Annotated in this window: 17 protein-coding genes; 13 read left to right on the forward strand and 4 right to left on the reverse strand. The window is 70.7% G+C overall.

Going from position 1 to position 17,981, the window contains the following annotated elements; translation table 11 throughout:
* The first annotated feature begins 27 nt into the window (after positions 1-27).
* From GVV76_RS09785 to GVV76_RS09800, 4 genes are all read left to right on the forward strand, one after another.
* Positions 28-438, forward strand: a complete 411-nt coding sequence (locus GVV76_RS09785) for a hypothetical protein (RefSeq protein WP_159626729.1) — start codon at positions 28-30, stop codon at positions 436-438.
* A gap of 195 nt (positions 439-633) precedes the next feature.
* Complete coding sequence (locus GVV76_RS10225; RefSeq protein ID WP_201292234.1) at positions 634-1,587, forward strand: hypothetical protein; 954 nt, start codon at positions 634-636, stop codon at positions 1,585-1,587.
* Positions 1,588-1,685: 98 nt separating this feature from the next.
* Positions 1,686-2,156: a hypothetical protein gene (locus GVV76_RS09795; protein WP_159626730.1), complete on the forward strand. Its 471-nt coding sequence runs from the start codon at positions 1,686-1,688 to the stop codon at positions 2,154-2,156.
* An 82-nt stretch (positions 2,157-2,238) separates the two neighbouring features.
* The gene (locus tag GVV76_RS09800; protein ID WP_159626732.1) at positions 2,239-3,225 is read left to right on the forward strand and encodes a helix-turn-helix domain-containing protein; all 987 of its coding nucleotides are present in this window, start codon (positions 2,239-2,241) and stop codon (positions 3,223-3,225) included.
* A 528-nt stretch (positions 3,226-3,753) separates the two neighbouring features.
* Here GVV76_RS09800 and GVV76_RS10675 read toward each other — a convergent pair.
* Positions 3,754-3,873 carry a recombinase family protein gene (locus tag GVV76_RS10675; RefSeq protein ID WP_201292235.1) on the reverse strand — a complete coding sequence of 40 codons (120 nt, stop codon included), beginning with the start codon at positions 3,871-3,873 and terminating at the stop codon, positions 3,754-3,756.
* Between the two features lie 125 nt (positions 3,874-3,998).
* Here GVV76_RS10675 and GVV76_RS09810 point away from each other — a divergent pair, with 125 nt between their 5' ends.
* Entirely contained in the window at positions 3,999-4,352 is a 354-nt protein-coding gene (locus GVV76_RS09810; protein ID WP_159626734.1) for a type II toxin-antitoxin system RelE/ParE family toxin, read from the forward strand.
* On the forward strand, positions 4,349-4,657 hold the full coding sequence (locus GVV76_RS09815) for a helix-turn-helix domain-containing protein (protein WP_201292236.1): 309 nt from the start codon (positions 4,349-4,351) through the stop codon (positions 4,655-4,657). The genes GVV76_RS09810 and GVV76_RS09815 overlap by 4 nt, the downstream gene beginning before the upstream one ends.
* 255 nt (positions 4,658-4,912) lie before the next feature.
* On the opposite strand, the gene GVV76_RS09820 is transcribed toward GVV76_RS09815, so the two are convergent.
* Both GVV76_RS09820 and GVV76_RS09825 read right to left on the reverse strand, forming a co-directional pair.
* On the reverse strand, positions 4,913-5,503 hold the full coding sequence (locus GVV76_RS09820) for a recombinase family protein (protein WP_159626736.1): 591 nt from the start codon (positions 5,501-5,503) through the stop codon (positions 4,913-4,915).
* Between the two features lie 96 nt (positions 5,504-5,599).
* Positions 5,600-6,550, reverse strand: coding sequence for a hypothetical protein (locus GVV76_RS09825; protein WP_159626738.1), 951 nt, complete (start codon positions 6,548-6,550; stop codon positions 5,600-5,602).
* 142 nt (positions 6,551-6,692) lie between these two features.
* On the opposite strand from GVV76_RS09825, the gene GVV76_RS09830 reads away from it, so the two are divergent.
* The 7 genes from GVV76_RS09830 (at position 6,693) to GVV76_RS09860 (ending at position 12,647) form a co-directional block, all read left to right on the forward strand.
* Positions 6,693-7,106 carry a hypothetical protein gene (locus GVV76_RS09830; RefSeq protein ID WP_159626740.1) on the forward strand — a complete coding sequence of 138 codons (414 nt, stop codon included), beginning with the start codon at positions 6,693-6,695 and terminating at the stop codon, positions 7,104-7,106.
* Complete coding sequence (locus GVV76_RS09835; RefSeq protein WP_159626742.1) at positions 7,106-7,462, forward strand: helix-turn-helix domain-containing protein; 357 nt, start codon at positions 7,106-7,108, stop codon at positions 7,460-7,462. Before GVV76_RS09830 ends, GVV76_RS09835 begins: the two co-directional genes overlap by 1 nt.
* A gap of 355 nt (positions 7,463-7,817) precedes the next feature.
* Positions 7,818-8,975, forward strand: a complete 1,158-nt coding sequence (locus tag GVV76_RS09840; RefSeq protein ID WP_159626744.1) for a DUF7666 domain-containing protein — start codon at positions 7,818-7,820, stop codon at positions 8,973-8,975.
* A gap of 68 nt (positions 8,976-9,043) precedes the next feature.
* Complete coding sequence (locus tag GVV76_RS09845; protein ID WP_159626746.1) at positions 9,044-9,229, forward strand: hypothetical protein; 186 nt, start codon at positions 9,044-9,046, stop codon at positions 9,227-9,229.
* A 567-nt stretch (positions 9,230-9,796) separates the two neighbouring features.
* Positions 9,797-11,128 carry a glutaredoxin domain-containing protein gene (locus GVV76_RS09850; protein WP_159626748.1) on the forward strand — a complete coding sequence of 444 codons (1,332 nt, stop codon included), beginning with the start codon at positions 9,797-9,799 and terminating at the stop codon, positions 11,126-11,128.
* Between the two features lie 107 nt (positions 11,129-11,235).
* Positions 11,236-12,216 carry a lytic transglycosylase domain-containing protein gene (locus GVV76_RS09855; protein WP_236263396.1) on the forward strand — a complete coding sequence of 327 codons (981 nt, stop codon included), beginning with the start codon at positions 11,236-11,238 and terminating at the stop codon, positions 12,214-12,216.
* Positions 12,217-12,263: 47 nt separating this feature from the next.
* Positions 12,264-12,647 carry a hypothetical protein gene (locus GVV76_RS09860; protein WP_159626752.1) on the forward strand — a complete coding sequence of 128 codons (384 nt, stop codon included), beginning with the start codon at positions 12,264-12,266 and terminating at the stop codon, positions 12,645-12,647.
* Positions 12,648-12,670: 23 nt separating this feature from the next.
* Here the strand turns inward: GVV76_RS09860 and GVV76_RS09865 are convergent, their stop codons facing one another.
* Positions 12,671-17,872, reverse strand: coding sequence for an SNF2-related protein (locus GVV76_RS09865; protein WP_159626754.1), 5,202 nt, complete (start codon positions 17,870-17,872; stop codon positions 12,671-12,673).
* Positions 17,873-17,981: the final 109 nt, after the last annotated feature.

Here is a 17,981-nt window from a genome sequence, read left to right on the forward strand (position 1 = left end):
GCCCCGACTCTCAGAAGGAGAATCACGATGGGCATCATGAGTGATGTTGACGCCGTTCACCCCTATTTCGCTGCCAAGGCCGCTGAGTGGATGAGTCGCGCGGGAGGTGACCCCGCCGACTCCGGCGACCTGGCCCGGTGGGCGCAGATCGTGTGGCACGCCGCCCACGACGAGCTCGGCGCGTGCATCTACAACTCCTTCATCTACCGTGGCGTGATCATCGCCCAGGACGGGACGCTGCTCGCCGAGACCTTCCGCTCCGAGGAGGGCGCTGACTACGTGTACCGCGCCGACCTCAGGCGCCTCGGCTGCGGGGCCTCCGCGAACGTCGTGGGCCTGGCGCGCGGCGCCATCCACCAGGCAGTCGGCCAGCCGGTCGCCTACTGCCGCTACTCCGAGGTGTGCGAGGGCCCCACCCCCCAGAGGTCTCTCCCCTGAGGGGCGCGATGCGATCCTGTCACGTGTGACTCGTCTAGTCGCACGTGACGGCCCGGATGGTCGCAGGCGGGGTTCGACTCCCCGCCCGGGCACGACACACCACCACCAGGGAGGCGGCATGATGAGTGATTGGGAGTGGGCGCTGTGAGCCGGCGCTCTAGGGCGGCGCGGTGGTCGGCCACGACCGTGCCGGTCATGGCCCGCGCCCTGGCCCGCGCGAGCCGTGCCGAGGCCGTGCGCCTGGCCGGTGTGGCCCAGCGGTCCAGGGCGATCGGGCGCGATGACCTGGCCGCCGCCCTGGATGCCAGCGTGCGCGGCATGGAGCGCGGCGCCGCCGATGTCGAGGCCGCCGAGCTGTTCTGGGTCACCGGGCCCATGGCCCGCCTGGCGATGGACGCTAGTCAGGACGTGCCCGCGATCCTGGCCGCTGACGCGCCCGCCGCCCATGGGCTCATGGTTTTCGCTGAGCCCCTGCCGCCCTGGGACACCACCGGCACCGACGGCCTGGCCCTGCGCGACGGGCAGCGCGCCGGCATCCCCTACCACGACCCCGTGCCCGTCGACGCCCTGTCATGGGCAATCACCGCGCCGACCCACCCCGCCCACGCCCAGGCTGGGGCCGTGATCCGCGTCGAGCTGCACACCCGCCCCGAGCGCCTGCCCCTGCCCCTGCTGGGGCACCAGTGCCCGTTCCTGGTGCCTTTCACCACCATCACCCAGCCGATCCCCGCAGCGCTGGACGCTGGCGGCACGGTCCTAGCCCCCGCCGGCGTGGTCAGCGCCAGCGACCACATCGGAGTGCTCGCGCTGCTGGAGGCCGCCTGGGTCCTGATGAGCGCCCCGGCGCTGGCCACCACCGCCCCAGCGGCCCGGGCCCGCGGCCACGGGAACGGGTCGCGTCGAGGCCCGTGCGACGTGAGCGTCATCGATGTGCGCCCCGCCCGGCGGGCCCGCCTGGAACCCGATGGCGCCACAGCCCCATCAGGCAGGCGCCTGACCACCCGCCACGTCGTGCGCGGCCACTGGACCCACCAGCCCCACGGCCCCGGCCGCGCGCTTCGGCGCCTGCAATGGGTCGACGACTACCTACGCGGGCCCGATGGCGCCCCCATCACCACCCGCGACCACGTATGGGCCTGGCGCCACTAACCCCGTCAGAAAAGGGCTTGACCCCCACCACCTTGCTGGGATAAAATATTCCCAACGGGGATGGAGAGGCCGTCCCCGACTCTCAGAAGGAGATCATCATGAGTGAGCTTCGGATCGGCTTTGAGATCGAGACCATCAGGGCTGGGCTTGCCGACCTCGTGGACGCCTCGACGCGCGAGCCGGTCGTCGGCCTGGAGAGGGCGGACTGGGAGATCGGCTTCGGGGAGTGGATGGCGCTGCCCTACCACGTCAGCGGCTACGCCAACCCCGGGGACCGGGCCGAGCGCGCGGTGGCGTGGGGCCGCACCCGGGTCGAGGCCGCCAACGCCGCCCTGGAGGTCCTGGAGGTCCAGTCCCCCCGCGTCTACGCCACCCGCGAGGAGGCCGTCCAGCGTGAGGTCGTCGAGGCCCTCGTCCCCGACGAAGGCGACTTCGACGTCGAGGCGATCGCCGACGAGGTGCTGCGCCCCACCGGGTCCGGCACCCGCTACCGGTGGGTCCTCGACAGGACCGCCGATTTCTGGGCTGCCGTGGACCGCCACGCCCTGGACGAGCAGGCCCAGGACTGATCGCCCACCCGCCCCCGTCCCGCCCCCCCCTGCCCAGTAGGGGGGCGGGACGGGCAGGCCCGTCAGACAGGAGATCCCTGACATGCCCATGACACCCGCCACGATCACTGACGCCGCGGTCCGGCACGCCCGCCGCACCCCCCACGACCTGCGCGTGACCGCCACCGGGAGCGGGTCGGCGGTCATCGACCCCGGGGACGGGCGCGGCACCCTGGTCATCACCACCCCGGTCACCGGCCATGCCCTGCTGGTCCACAGGCGCCCCGGCGGCGGCGGCCGCCAGGCGGTCCTGGCCCAGGCTGACGCCGTCGAGGCGGCCGCGGCGTGGATCGACGGCGCCGGCCTGCCCCCCAGTCAGGACCCCGCCCCCCTGCCCGAGGCCGTCGAGGCCTTCTATCAGGACGTGTGGGAGACCGTCACTGAGAGTCTGCCGGCCGGCCTGGACGAGGCCGACCACCCCGGCGCCTCTCAGAGCGACCAGGACATAGTGGTCGGTGGTCCCGAGGGGGCCCGCCTGGCCATCACCGCGCGCCTGGACGCCGCCGGCGCCCTGACGGGGGCGGCCTGGCAGGGCCGGCGCGCCGACGGCGCGTCGATCGCCGGCCACGGCTCGACCAGCGCCGCGATCGCCGCCGCCCGCGACTGGGCGGCCACGCTCGACCAGCGGCCCGTGATCACCGGCGCCGAGGCCCAGGCCCGCCGCGAGGCCACCGGCGCCACCCAAGCCGACCTGGCCCGGCTCATGGGCCTGGCCGGCCCCAACACCATCAGCCGCTGGGAGACCGGGGCCCGGGCCCCTCGCGACCCCCGCACCTACCTGGCCGCCATCGAGGAGCTCGAGGCCCTGGCCGACGACCTCTACCAGCAGGCCCTGGCCGACGGGCAGGCATCCGGGCGCCTGGTCGTATGGGACCGCGACCACGACTACTGGGCGGCCGTGCCCACCGCCGCCCAGCAGGCAACACCAGCGGCCATGGCCCGCGTGGCCGCCGCCCGCGCCGCCGCCGCCCTGCGCGCCCAGGGCGCCGCGGTGCGCATCATCCCAGGCGCTCAGGAGCGCACGCCGTGAGCCGACGCTCCAGGCCCGCGCCCTGGCCCGCGCGAGCCGCGCCGAGGCCGTGCGCGACCACGTATGGGCCTGGCGCCACTACCCCCCCGGAGGTGGCGGCCGCGTCATGGACACGGCGCCGTGCTGGGGCCCATAATGGTGGGGACCCACCCGGGTGCGACCGGATGGGTCCCCGAGGCCGAATGACTCAGTTGAACCAACGGCCGAGGGCATCCACAAGGACACCGACGGCCCGGACCAGGTGAGCGATTGCGTTAACTATGTCGCTCACCTGCCGGGCCGTTACCTTGTCCTTGCGGGGTTTGACGTGCCTGCCTCGCGGCTTGGCCACGGCCCTCACCTCCTCCCTGGCTCCCCTCCTTCCCCGGCAAGGACACTGAGGTGTTCCGGGAGGAGGCGCCGGAGAAGGCCCGACCATCGTATGCAACGGCACCGACGAGATGGCGGGCCCGTGGCCACGGGCGGCAATGCGGACCCGAGCCTCATCGGTTGAGGGCTCGGTGGAGGGTGGAGCGGTGCACGCCCAGGTCACGGGCGATGACGGCCGCGGGCCTTGGCGGCGGCGATGCCTTCGGCCTGCCTCTCACGGATGATGGCCCGCTCGAACTCTGCCACGGCCCCGAGCACGCCGAGCAGGAGGCGGCTCATCGGGTCGGCGTCGCCGTCGACTGACGCCCGGGGGCCGATGTCACATGGTCATGGCGTGCCCATGGGAACACCAGTCTCGGGAATATGCCCTGCATCCGATATCGTTTTCATGATATATTGTGTTCATGCGATGGACAGTCGAGTTCTCCGACGAGGTGCTGGCCTGGTATCAGGGCTTGAGCCCCGAGGGCAAGGCGGCGGTCGGCCGCGTACTGGCCCGTCTGGAGGAAGCGGGCCACATGCTTGGCATGCCGCTGTCGCGTCAGCTCGGCGGCGGCCTGCGCGAACTACGGTTCACCTGCGAGGGCGTCGCTCGGAGGATCACCTACGTGCTCGACCCCGACCGCCACGCCGTCACCCTCACCACATTCCGCAAGCAGCGCGACAACGAACGGGCCCAGATCCTGCGGGCCCGCAGAGCCCAGGCGGCCCACGAGGCCGAACGAGCAGCCACCCACAGGAAGGCAAAGCGATCATGACCACCACCACGCCGTTCAGGCAGGCCGAGGCCCAGGCCCTGGCCGCCATGACCCCCAGCGAGCGGGCCCGCTTCGACGCCGCCCAGGCCGAGGAGGAGACCCGCCTGCGCCTGGCCGAGCTCGTCTACACCGCTCGCACGCGCGCCGGGCTGACCCAGGCCGAACTCGCCGACCGCATGGGCTCCACCCAGTCCGTTATCTCCGCCGTCGAGAACGGCGGCCAAGTGCCCTCAGTGTCGACGCTGTGGCGCATCGCCCACGCGCTCAACCTCGACCTGACCATCGACATGGCCGCCGCGAGCTGACCGATCCAATCAGCCCAGGGGCCACCCCCAAAGACGCTCATGCCACTATTGCCGGCGACGGACACGGTCGCTTAGCATCGCCCCATAACTCCCCGCCGTCCTCCAGGACTGGCGGGGTCTAACTATCTCCGGGACGGCCCCGCGTCCCCCTCGGGATGGCGGCAGCCGCGCCCCGCCCATCGGTTTACTGTCGCTGGCTGAGGATCAGGGTGTCACTGCTGTCATCTGGGTCCTGCTCGCCGGCTCCTCAGGCCCTCACTCGGTCTGCCGGTTGAGTGCTCGGTGGAGGGTGGAGCGGTGCACGCCCAGGTCACGGGCGATGACGGCCTTGGGCACGCCCGCGGCCAGGCGCGCCCTGGCCCGCTCGACGTCGGCGTCGGTCAGGGAGCGGGTCCGCCCGGTGTAGGCGCCGCGAGCCTTGGCGGCGGCGATGCCTTCGGCCTGGCGCTCACGGATGATGGCCCGCTCGAACTCGGCCACGGCCCCGAGCACGCCGAGTAAGAGGCGGCTCATCGGGTCGGCGTCGCCGTCGCGGTAGACCTGCCCCTCGCGCAGAAAGCTCACGGACACGCCCCGGCCGGTGAGCTCGTCGACCAGGTCGGCCAGGTCCCGCACGGACCGGGCCAGGCGGTCCATCGAGGACACGACGAGCTCGTCGCCGTCGCGCACGTAGGCAAGCGCGGCCTGCAGGCCGGGGCGGCGGCGGCTGGAGCCGGAGGCCTCATCGGTGAACAGCCGGTCCACCTGCCCGAGGGCGGCGACCTGGCGGTCCAGGCGCTGGTCGGTCGTGGACACCCGGGCGTAGCCGACGCGCTGACCCGCCGCCGGGCGAGTGCGTTGCTGCATGTCTAGAGTCTCGCACACATCCGTCGCGAAAATGCCGTATACGGCCCTATCGCGACGGGTTGGCGATGCCCGCGGGGCGTCGCGTTGGGGTACGCCCTAAAACGACAAAACCCATCCGGTTGGCGCGCTCTCGTCATCATCGGTGTGGTCGATGACAACACCGCCGCCGATGGCGGCGTGTTTGGAGTGCTGATGCACAGCGGTTTTGTCGCAGGCGGTCACTCTCGCGTAGTCGTAGGCGATCACAGACGTGGAGCCGTCGGCGATCACCCTCGCGGAGTCGTAGGCGATCACCCTCGCATAGCCGTGGGCGGCCACCAACGCGGAGCCGTGGGCGGACACCGACGCAGATTCGCGGGCGATCACCCTCGTGGAGCCCTGGGTGATCACCTCCGCGGAGCCGTGGGCGGTCACCGATGCGTTGTTGTGGGCGGTCACCTCCGCGTAGCCGTGGGCGGCCACCGACGCGGAGTCGTAGGCGGCCACCCTCGTATGGTTGTAGGCGGTCACCTTCGCGTAGTTGTTGGCGTCCACCCTCGCGTAGCCGTCGGCGGTCACCTTCGCGTAGCCGTGGGCGGCCACCAACGCGGATTCGTGGGCGGTCACCGACGCGTTGTCGCGGGCGGTCACCGACGCGTAGCCGTCGGCGGTCACCGACGCGTTGTCGCAGGCGATCACCCTCGCGTAGCCGTGGGCGGCCACCTTCGCGGAGCCGCGGGCGGTCACCTTCGCGGATTCGTAGGCGACCACCTCCGCGGAGTCACGGGCGACCACCTCCGCGTAGTCGTAGGCGGTCACCGACGCGTTGGCGCGGGCGATCACCGACGCGTTGTCGCAGGCGATCACCGACGCGTAGCCGTGGGCGGTCACCTTCGCGGAGCCGTGGGCGGTGACTACGGCCGTACTGTAATCGCGGACCTGGAGATTCAGGTTAGGCGCTGATCGGATCACGATCCTGACGGGCTCGTAAATCCCAATGGAGTTGTTCAGGGCGGTGCGCAGGGCGGTATCCAACTCGTCCTGAGTCGTGACGACGATCTCCTCCATGGCGGGCCTCCTAAAGGATCGTTTCCGGCAGTCCGAACGGGACTGTCTGTCCCGATGGAAACACTCTAGAGGCGATCGGCCCCGATGTCAACCGCTATGAACCGATGTTGCGATCGGGAATGATCGCTGTAGAATCTGTGGCATGGACATCGTGGAGTGGTACCGCGGCACCACTAGAGGTGACTCGCACAGCACGGTCGCCAGGCGGGCGGGGGTCAACACCTCGACGATCACGCGCCAGCTCGGCGCGGGCCGCCTGGAACCCGCCCTCGTCGTCCCCATCGCCCGCGCGTACGCCGCTGACGTGATAGAAGCTCTCATCACTCAGGGGCTCATCACGGCCGAGGACTGCCGCCTCGACCGCCTCCCTGACGTCATCCAGCGGCTAGAGCGCCGTGAGGTCATCGAGTCCCTGACGGACCAGGAGATCGCCAGGATCGTGTGGGACCGGCTCGCCGATAGTGAGGTGCGCCGGCCACTGACCGAGCCTGCCGACGTCCGCGCTCTCCTCGCCCGGGACGATGACGCGTCCGGCCGCACCGATTGGGAGGAATAATGACCCACACCACCAGCAACGGGCCCCTGCCCGACGCCGGCGCGCTGCGCCCCATCGGCCAGCCGCTCGGCGGAGGCGACATCGCCGACGAGGACGAGCTCCGAGCGATCATGGGCGAGCGCCCCAACCTCGACTCCCCGCGCGCCGGCGCAGCCATGTACGCCCTCGGTGACACCAGCGTCGCCCGGGCGGCGCGTGACTGGCGAGACGCTCAGGCGCGGGAGGCTGATGCCCAGGACCGCTTGATCGGTGCCATCATCGCCGCTCTGCGCGACGGTGCCACCAAGATGGGGGTGTGCGCCGAAGTTGGCATCTCGCGCACCACGCTCGACCGATGGCTGGCGCCCAGGGGCTGACGGCCCGCGCCAGACACGAGAAGAGGGCGCGCCCCGCCTGGGGCGCGCCCTCTCACACCCGCATACGCGGGTTATATGCGATATCGCATGACCATGGTCCACACCCGCATACGCGGGTTGCACGCGATATCGCATGACCATGGTCCACACCCGCATACGCGGGTTGCACGCGATATCGCATGACCATGATATGCCGCCCCGCCGGGGCGAGGACACCCTCCCACCAAGATGTGTCCCAGGTCACCGATTTGGCGGCATCAGGGGCCCACCCCCCTTGCAATGTAGCGTAGCGCTACGCTACACTTGGGGTGTTGAAGGGGATGAGCCCCCAGCCCGAACCGGGAAGGAACCCGCCATGAGCACCTACACCACCCGCATCGATGGCAACCAATGCCGCATCGTCGCGACAAGCCAGGCTGAGTTCGATCAGGCCCTAGACGAGGCTGAGTCCTGGTTCAATGCAGCCAAGAGGTTCTCTCTCGCCGAGATCGTGATCGAGTCAGATCCCGACCTGAATATCCAGGTCCGCGCTTGCAACGCGGCAAACATTTCGGTTGACGGACACTCTGTAGTCACCGTCCGTGGCTCCGCGAAGGTGACCGTCCGCTACTTAGCGAAGGCGATCGCCTACGACTCAGCGAAGGTGGTCGCCTACGACTGCACAGAAGTGACCGCCTACGACTCAGCGAGGGTGCAGGCCCACGACTCAGCGAGGGTGCACGCCTACGACTCCGCGGGAGTAGTGGCCAACGGCTCCGCAGGAGTGCACGCCTACGACTCCGCAGGAGTGCACGCCTCCGCCAACGCGGTAGTGCGAGCCGCCGACCGCGCGGTAGTGCGCGCCTACGACTCAGCGAGGGTGGTCGCCCTCGATTTCACAGAAGTGACCACCCTCGACTACGTAACGGTGACCGCTCGTGGGCGCGCGGTGGTGAGCGCCTGGAGCTATGCGGAGGTGTACGCCCGCGAATCTGCCGTAGTGCACGCCTACGAATTCGCGTGGATTGATGCGACAGACGGGACCTCCGTGTTTGAGTTCTCCAGTTGCATCCGCGGTAAAGGCGGCGGCCGCGTCAACTTGTACCGCATTGATTATTCTGAGATCCCCCCAAAGGAATGGGTTAAGCGATACGGCGTCAAAGTGTCGGGTGACACGGTCACCCTTTTTAAGGCCCTGCCCCTCGACATGACATCCGGCAAGGAATACGGGCGTCTCACCCACTGGGCAGTAGGCGAGACCGTCACCTGCGATGACTGGGACAAGACTCCCGAGTGCGGCGGGGGGCTGCACTTGTGCCCCACGCCCGGGCATGCGATTTATTACTCGGACGATCTCCGCCCTCGCTTCCTGGAGTGCGAGGCACCTATAGAGGACCTCGTGCCTATCGCTGGTAAAGTCGCGAAATGCAAAGTCAAAGCCGTGCGGGTTGTCCGCGAGGTGGACTGGGTAGGACGCCCCCTGGGCGAGGACGGTGCGCGAGGAGGGGCTCACCCCCCTTGCGATGTAGCGTAGCGCTACGCTACACTTGGGGTGTTGGAGGGGATGAGCCCCCAGCACTGACGCACTCACCAGGAGGGATCATGAGAGCCACCGACAGGCAGATCGACTACATCATCGATCTTTGGAACCAGGTCAATGACGGGGACGCCAAGTACCTGTCGCACACGGATCTCCCGCTGACCCAGAGGGAGAAGAAGGGCGGCATGACGAAGACGGAGGCCTCCGGTTACATCCGCGACCTGCTCCGCCAGCGCGACGAGATGTAACCGGCGCCGGCGACCGGCCCCGCCACTCACGGGACGAACAAGAAGAGGGGGCCGACCACCATGAATGGTGGCCGGCCCCTCTTCACGCATGGGCAGCCATCGCACGACGACCTCACCCCTCGGGACCCGGTGCGCCGTTGCCCCCTGCCCACCTGTGGACGCCGCCGGCTATCGCCGGGGCCGGCGGCGACGCACAGGTGGACAGCGGGACCCGTACCGGGGCCGTGGACAGCCCAGCGCCGCCGCCTGGCTTCGCCTCCGGCGCGGCGGCGCGGGCTGACCACCGCCCCTCCAAACTCTGAAGCGCGCACTACCGCTGAGGTGACGCCCGCACCCCGGCCGCGGCCGACCACGCGCTCAACCTCACCCCACCGCTCCCGCGGCCCGGGCACGGCCTCCCCAATGTCGTGGTGTGCCTGGCCTGGCGCTTGGGTGCGGTGGTGGTGGGTGCCGGGGTTGCGGCCCTGGGGGCCGCCACCCCTGATCGGGCTGCCCGTGCGTGCTCACACGCCCCACGCAACAGGTGACGACCCGAGGAGCGAAGGGCCGTCACGAAGGAGGACAAACATGAGCAATGCCGACGAGCGCGCCGACTGGGTCCCACTGGACTACCGCGACCTGTCAACGGATCGCGGGTGGTGGGAGGAGAAGCGCTGCGATCAGCCCCTGCCCGAGGAACTGCGGGCCTTTCTCGATGGGCTGAGGCGCCCGCCCAGCCCATTCACGATCGAGGACTCCGCGACGTTCGGGGTCATCACCGCCGGCGGGCATCTGCGATACGACCTGGCGCCGGTTGGTGACCCCCGGCCCCGGAACCTTGCGCCGGCGCCGGTGGAGACGTGGATCGAGGCGGTCGGCGCCCACTGGGATACCGGCTGCCAGAACCTCTTGGCCGCGCACGGCCTCGTCGAGCGTGCCTGGGACATCATGGACCTCGCAGGAGTGGACCTGGCTCAGTTCCAGAACGACGTGGCCGCTGACGCCGGCTACTACGTCGCGCCCATAGACGGCGGCGCTGGGGTGTCAATGACCCTGTACGCCATAGGAGTACCCGACATCAACATCTGCATCTTCAACGATCACGCGGACGAGCGCGTCCGCGTGACGCTCGACCCCGAAAGTTATGAGTTCGATGAGGTGCAGGTCCTGTACCCCGACCGTGCGGCCGAGGTCATCAGCAGGGCCTGGCGCGACGCGGCGCTGGGCCCACACCGTGACGGGCTTGCGCGCGCCGACGCCCGGATGGTGGCCGTGGCCAGGTGGGCGCAGGCTCAGGGGGCTCTGGCCGGCGCCACCGTCGATGTCCGCCCCCGCTTCAGCAACATGGGTGGTGGCCGCGTCGAGATCCCCTCGTTGCGCATCGAACTCTTCGGCCCCCAGGACAAGCCCCCCGCATGGCAGGACTCGATGGTCCTGGAGGTCACCGCCGCCGATCCCGGGACCGTCACCATGGTCGAGGAGGGGGCCTGGGGCCCGGAGAACCGTGAGCCCCTGACGGTGCGCGAGGCGATGGACCGCGTGCGCCAGACGTTCCCCGACGCAGCCACGGCGGTGCTCGCCCCGGCGCCGGCGGCCACCGTCTACACCAAGGAGAACTGCATCGCTTGCCAGATGACTGAGCGCCAGTTCGCCAAGGCGGGGGTGGACGTGGAGGTGGTGCGCCTGGAGGATCATCCCGAGGTGGTCGAGCGGGCCCGGGAGATGGGGCTGATGTCCGCGCCGCTGGTGGCCACTCCCGACGGGAGGATCACGTCCGGGTTCGACCCGCAGCGCATCCGGGACATCGCCGCCCTGGCCTCCGCGCCCCCTGGCGCGGGCCTAGCGGTCAGCCAGCCGCGACCAGAGGGCGGGATCGCGGCGTCACCCGCCCCTGAGCGGGGCAGGGGGATGGGCCTGTGAAGGGCGCGCTCGGCGTCCTAGCGCTACCGCTGGCGTTCGTGCTCCCCCTGGCGGTACTGAGCGGCGGGGGCGATTCGGCAGCCCCTAAGCCGGGGGGCGGAGGGGACGTGAGCGGGGTTCCCACTGAGTACCAGGCGGTGCTCAAGCGCGCCGGGTCGATCTGCCCGGAGGTCACGGCCCCGGCGCTGGCCGCGCAGATCGAGGCTGAGTCGAACTGGGACCCCGCGGCCACCTCACCGGCGGGGGCCCAGGGGATCGCCCAGTTCATGCCGGGCACGTGGGCTTCGGCCGGCAAGGACGGGGACGGCGACGGCAGGGCCGATATCTCCAACCCGCAGGATGCCATCTACTCCCAGGGCGCCTACATGTGCTCCCTGGTCGAGGGCGTCAAGAAGCTCCAGGCCTCCGGCTCCGTGAGCGGGGAGGTCCTCGACCTGGCCCTGGCCGCCTACAACGCGGGCCTGGGCGCCGTCCAGTCCGCTGGCGGCATCCCGCAGAACGGCGAGACGCCTGCCTACGTCGAGCGCATCAAGGCGGCAATGGCCAACTACGTCCAGGCCCCGGGAGGGGCGGGGGGTCCGGGGGTGGCCGGCGCCAGCGCGGGCGGGTTGGAGGACTCCTCACCCGTCCCGGGGACCTTCGCGCCCGAGGCGATGAGCCTTCCTGACCCCACCCCCGGGGCGCACGGCACCGCCCTGATCACGCCGAGAATGAGCACGCTGATCACGGATGTGATGAGCAATTACCCGCAGATCGTGCAGCCGGCGCTGTACTGCTGGGATGCCCACCCCTATAACCCGGCCTCGGACCATCCCCAGGGGCGGGCGTGCGATATCCCGTTCTACTCGTGCGCCGCCGATCCCCAGCGTTCCGCTGACCCGTCGACGGGCACGGCCGCCGGCAACGCCGCGGCCAACTGGATGGCCGCCAATGCCGGCTATTACGGGATCCACTACATCATCTGGCGGGGCCAGGAGTGGGACGCGTCGACCGGAGTCTGGGTGCCCTACGACGGTGCCGGCGGCCTGTACGACACCACTGACTGCTCCGGCGGACACTACGACCACATACACGTGTCCGTGTTCTAGGGTTCAATGGCCCTCGCGATCACGTCGACGCGGCAGGAGAGGGAGCCATGACGGCATACGACGACTACCACTACCCGAGGGAGTGCATATACCCGGGGGGGTGCACGGGCCGGCCCCACCGGCGGACCTGGTGCGGGGTCAGATGGGTGGTGCCCCTCCTGGCCCTCCAGCTCATCCCCGTGACCATCGGGGTCATCGGCTTCACTCATATGATGCTGACTACCCATGAGTTCAATCTGGGGGTCCCCGTGACCCTGATGTCCTGGTGGTGCGGAGTGGTGTCCTGCGTGCGCTTGTGGTGCAGCCCCCACCCTTCCCAGTGGTCGATGCCCACCTGGGTCCTGGGACCGGTGCGCATCCTGTCCAACGGGATGCTGCTGATGCTTCTCACGCTGTTCGTGATCGTGGCCATCGAGGCCAACACCCGCTGAATGGCCCCGCCGCTCTCTGATTGTTATCGCGCGGTCCTGGCGTGCTGCTGGTGGGCGTCAGTGGCAGCGCCCGTGGACCCTGGGGCGGTACTGCTGGTGGTGGCGCGGCCGGGGGCGCGTATGGGGGCGTTGGCGATGGTGTTGTAGAGGGCTTTGGCGCGCTCCAGGGCTGGGTCGTTGTCCTGACTGTGGGCGGTGGGAGCGGTTGATAGGCCGGGGACTGTGTCCTGGCCGGTCTCGTGGGCGCGGATCTGGCGGCGGATGTCGGCCAGTTCCCGCTTGGCCCTCCGCAGGGGTTCGAGCCAGGGGGAGGGGGCTCCGAGCTGGGCGGTGATCTGGGCGGCTTCGTCTCGGTTGGCGCGGGCGCGGGCGCGCAGGTCGTCGGCCTTGGGGCCCATGGACTCCAGGTGGTTCTCCAGGCGGCGGATCAGGCCGATGTTGGCGGTGGCGATATCGGTGGAGGTGAATCGGGCTGAGGAGTGGGCGCGGTAGTCGGGCTCGTCGGCCAGGGCGCGCAGGGCGAGCGCCCATTGCTGGGGGGCGGAGTGGTCGATGGTCCCGTCGGCGCGGGTGGGGGCGGGCAGGCGGCCCAGGTCGAGGCGGGCGCCGTTGAGGGTGATGGACACGGCGGCGGAGTAACTGAATCGGGTCTGTCCGGGAGGTGGTGGGGCGGATTGGCGAGGGGAGGCGATCAGGGGAGCCATGGTGCGGGCGAGGTCGGCGATGGCGTCGGCGCGCTTGGTGTGGGTCCGGCCATTGATGATCATGGTGAAGGGACGCCCGTCCGCGGTGGGGGCGGGCAGGGTGTCGGCGATGGCCTGGCGGGCGGAGGCCTGGGAGAGCAGGTCGGCGTGGAGGGCGTCGAGACGGGGCAGTTGCTTGGCGAGGTAGTCCTGCTGGCGGGTGTGGCCGTCGTGGCGGCGCTGGTACTTGGCGGCCTCGTTGTCCAGGCGCATCTCCTCCATGACCAGGGGGCTGCCGGAGGCCAGGGCCTTGACCTGGGCGTAGTCGGCGGCGGTGTCGGCCAGGTCGACGGCTTGGACGGAGCGGTCGGAGGGGTTGGCGTCCAGGATGGAGTCGATGAAGGCGGCCTTGCGCTCCAGGGTCTGCCACAGGTAGGTGTCGAAGGACTTGCGGGTCACATAGCGGTAGATGGCGACCTGGGGATTCTCGTTGCCTTGGCGGATGATGCGCCCCTCGCGCTGGGCGATGTCGCAGGGGCGCCAGGGTGCGGTGATGTGGTGGAGGGCGATGGCGCGACGCTGGATGTTGGCGCCGGTTCCCATCATCTCCGTGGAGCCGATCAGGATGCTGATGGCGCCGTTGCGGGCCTGGGCGAACAGGCGGTCCTTGTCGACGGAGTTCTTGGCCTGATGGGTGTAGGCGATCCTGTCGGTGGGCACGCCCCTGTCCTTGAGCTGGAGGGTGAGCTCGTCGTAGAGGTTCCACCCGTCCTTGGGGGTGCCCAGGTCGCAGAAGACGAGTTGGAGGGCGCCGGGGGCGGGGTGGGGTCGGCCGGCGCCATCGGTGTACTGGTTGGCGGCGGTGTCGTGGTAGACGGCGGCGATCTGGTCGGCGGCGGCGGCGATCTTCTGGTGGCCGAAGGGGGCTGTCACGCCGGCAAGGGCGCGGGCGGCGGAGTCGGGGGACAGCAGGCGATAATCGGTGGCCACGGCGCGGCCGTCGTTGCTTAGGGCCAGGAAGTTGTCGGCGCGGGGGTCGATGCCGGCGTTGATGGCCTCGGCTCTTTTGAGCAGGGTCTCGGCGAACTGGTCCATGGCCGGTCCGGCGTCGACGGCCACGACCCTGGCGGCCGGGCGGCCCTGGGCGTCGGGGGCCAGGGCCGGGGTGGCCAGGTCGAGGTCGCGGGCGCGCTTGACGTCGGCGAAGGTGGAGAACAGGGTGGACAGTTCGGGGATATTCTGGAAGCGGTTGATGCGCTGGGTGGCCCTCAGGGCGCCGGCGACATTGGCCTCGATGGTGGTGGTCACGGCAGTGAAGGTCTGGGCCCAGGAGTCGAAGTCGGCGATGCCGGCGCGCTCGAGCAGGTCTGGGCGCAGGTAGTGGGTCATGACCCACATCTCGCCCATGGAGTTGGCGATGGGGGTGGCGGTGGCGAGGGTGACGCAACGCGGTCCGTGGGTGCTGCGCAGCCAGTCGAGTTTCATGTCCAGGTCGCGGGCGCGCGCCGACGAGGCGGCGGCGATCAGGCCGCGGGTGCGGGTGGGGGCGGCCAGGTTTTTGTAGGTGTGCGCCTCGTCGATGATGAGGTAGTCGACGCCGAGCTGCTCGAAGGTCAGGCCGGGGTCGGCGGCCGTGGCGCGGGCGTCCTCGTCGCGGCGCAGGCGGGCGGCGAGGTTGGCGCGCGCGGCCTCGGCGGCGCGCACAGAGGTCTCGTCGTGGGATGAGGCGAGCCAGTCGTCCAGGGCTCGAAGTTGGGCGGACTGGTAGTGGTTGACGGTCTGGGGGGACACGCCGATGGACTTGAAGGCGGACTGGGTCACGATCACGGCATCCCAGTCGGAGGTGGTGGCGCGGGCCATGAAGCGGGCGCGGGCGTCGGGGCCGGCCAGGTCTCTGGAGTCGGTGGTCAGGACTCGGGCGGCGGGGTAGGCCTGGAGCCATTCGCGCTCGAACTGGGCGAGCATGTGGTTGGGGACTACGACCATGGGCTTGTTGATCAGGCCCAGGCGGCGCTGCTCCATGGTCCCGCAGATCATCTCCAGGGTCTTGCCCGCACCGACCTCGTGGAACAGGCCGGTGGCGGGCTCGGCGATCATGCGGGCGATAGCTGAGCGCTGGTGGGTACGCAGGGTGAAGTGGTCGGCCAGGCCCGGCAGGGTCAGGCGCTGGCCGGCGGCGTCGTAGGAGCGGGGGACCAGGGAGTTGAAGCGGCGGTTGTAGTCGTCCAGGAGGCGGCTGGCGCGCCCGGCGTCGTCCCACAGCCACGTCTCGAAGTCGCGGGCCATCTGCTCGGCGTGTCCGCGGGCCTCCTCGGTGGCGCGGTGGTCGAGGACGCGGCGGGTGGTCCCGTCGCCCTGCTCGATGGTGGTGCGCACCTCGATGGGGGTGGCGTTGAGCATGGCCTGGAGGATGCGCCCGGCGCTCATGCGCTCGGTGCCGTGGACCTGGGTGGCCTGGGCGCCGTGGTCGGCGTTCTTGACGGACCACCCATCGGCGGGGTTGTGGGTGATGGTCGCGGCGCGCAGGCCCAGGTGGTGGGCGAAGTCGGTGTAGTCGGAGGCAGGAATCCAGGGGGCGCCGATGACGGGCACGACGTCGGCCACGCCCAGGGCCGGCGGCAGGACCTCCTTGAGGGCGGTGATGTTGGCTGCCATGGACGGGTCGCGCTCCAGCGCGGCGGTGGCGGCCTCGAGCTTGGCTCGCACGTCGCCGGACAGGTACTCCTCGCGGGGCACCAGATCGCCCTCGGGCGTGTTGAAGACGTGCCCTTCCAGGGCCCGTCTGGCATCGGCGGGATCCATGGACAGCAGTGAAGCGCAGTAGTTCAGGTCGACGCGCCCCCGCTGGTCCATGCTGATGGCCACGGCGCCGGTGGGGTCGTCGGCGCTGGACGGGGCGCGGGTGGGGCGGATCTGGCGGGCGGACAGCAGGGGGGCGGGGGTGGTGGCGCCTGTGGTGTCGTCGTGGATCTCGATGGCGCGGGTGATGGCGGAGCCGGGGTCGGCGTCGAATAGGCGCATGACGGGGGGCCGGCGCCGGGTGAGGCGCTCGGTGCCGTCGGCGCCGGCGCGGGCCGTCAGGCGCACGCGGTTGATCGCCCCGTGGTCGGCCACGTAGCGGGCGTGGGCCTCGGCCAGGCGGCGGCGGGCGGCCTCCAGATCGGGGTCGGCATCGGGGGCGGTGGTCTCGGCGGTGATCAGCGCGCGTGCCATGTCGCGCAGGTCCAGCAGCTCGGCGAGCTCGTCGCGCTGGGTGGCCGGCACGGCCAGGGGCTGCCAGCCGTCGGTCTCCATGCGCCAGAACCCGCCGTGGTCGTCGTGGCGCAGGGAACCGATGGCGGTGTCCTGGGGAGCGGGCTCGCTGGCGGTCTTCAGGGCGTCGAGATCGACGGGGTTGCTGGGGGTGGCTGTCAGGGCACGGCCGGAGTGGTTGGCGCGCTCCACGGCGCGCTCAAGGGCCCGGCTCAGGTCGTCGGCGATGACCCGGGGGTCGGTGGGGCCGTCGACGGCGGGGCCGATGGCGCCGTAGAGGCCGACGCGGGCGCGCAACTCGCCCAGGACGGCGCCGGGGCCGTCGAGCATGATCTCGTTGACTGGGATGGGAGTGGGCGACCCGTCGAGGATCACTCGCCTGGAGCGCTCCCAGGTGAAGGGGGCGGGGGCCTGTCCGGGCTCACGCACTCGCATCACCAGCAGGTCGGTCAGGGCCTGGGTCGAGGCGGTGGCCTCGTGGGCGCCGGTGGGCAGGCGCACGGCGGCGATCAGGTCGGCGCGATCGCGCATGGCGTGGCGGGCGCCGGGGTCCTCGGCGTCCAGGGTGTGGTGGGACGTGATGACGGCGACGACGCCGCCGGGGCGCACTTGGTGCAGGGCCTTGATGATGAAGTGGTTGTGGATGGTATGGCGGCCGGGGTTGTGGGCGGGGTCGTGCAGGACGACGTCGGCGAAGGGAACGTTGCCGATGGCGGCGTCGAACAGGTCGTCGCCGGGAAGGTCCTCGTAGCCCTGGTTCAAGATACGGGCGGAGGGGATGAGGGCGGCGGCGATCGCGGCGCTGGTGGGGTCGACCTCGATACCGGTCAGGCCCACGCCGGCGGGGGCGCGGGCCAGGAAGGCGCCGGTGCCGCAGCCGGGCTCGAGGACCTGGTGGCCGGGGCGCAGGCCAAGGGCGGCCAGTGCTTCCCAGATGGGGGTGATGTAGGCGGGGTTGGTGTAGTGGGCCGACAGGATGCCGGCGCGGACGCTGGCGTAGGCGTCATCGTCCAGTGCGGCGCGCAATCGCCGGGCTCGCGCGGCCATGGCCGGGGTGGAGGGTCGGAAAGCCTCGGACAGGCCTCCCCACCCGGAGTAGGAGGCCAGGGCGCCAGCCTGGTCGGGGTTCGGGGCGGCGGCCCCGCTGGTACGCAGGTCGGCCAGGACCTCCAGGGCTGCCAGGTTGGCGTCGATGCGCGCGGCGGCTCCGGTGGGGGACGAGGGGCGGGTCAGGTCGGGGTGGTCTCCGCTCGCTGCCGCGCCCAGGCCGCTAGGAGTTGGCGCATCCACTGGGGCCTGGGCGCCTGGTCGGGCTCCCATGGCGGGGGCGGGTAGGTCCCCGGGGCGGCGGTGGCGAAGGGTGGGGGTGGCACGACGGTCGGTGAGGGGTCCTGGATCC

The sequence above is a fragment of the Actinomyces sp. zg296 genome (genome assembly GCF_009829695.1).
Lineage (GTDB): Bacteria > Actinomycetota > Actinomycetes > Actinomycetales > Actinomycetaceae > Actinomyces > Actinomyces marmotae.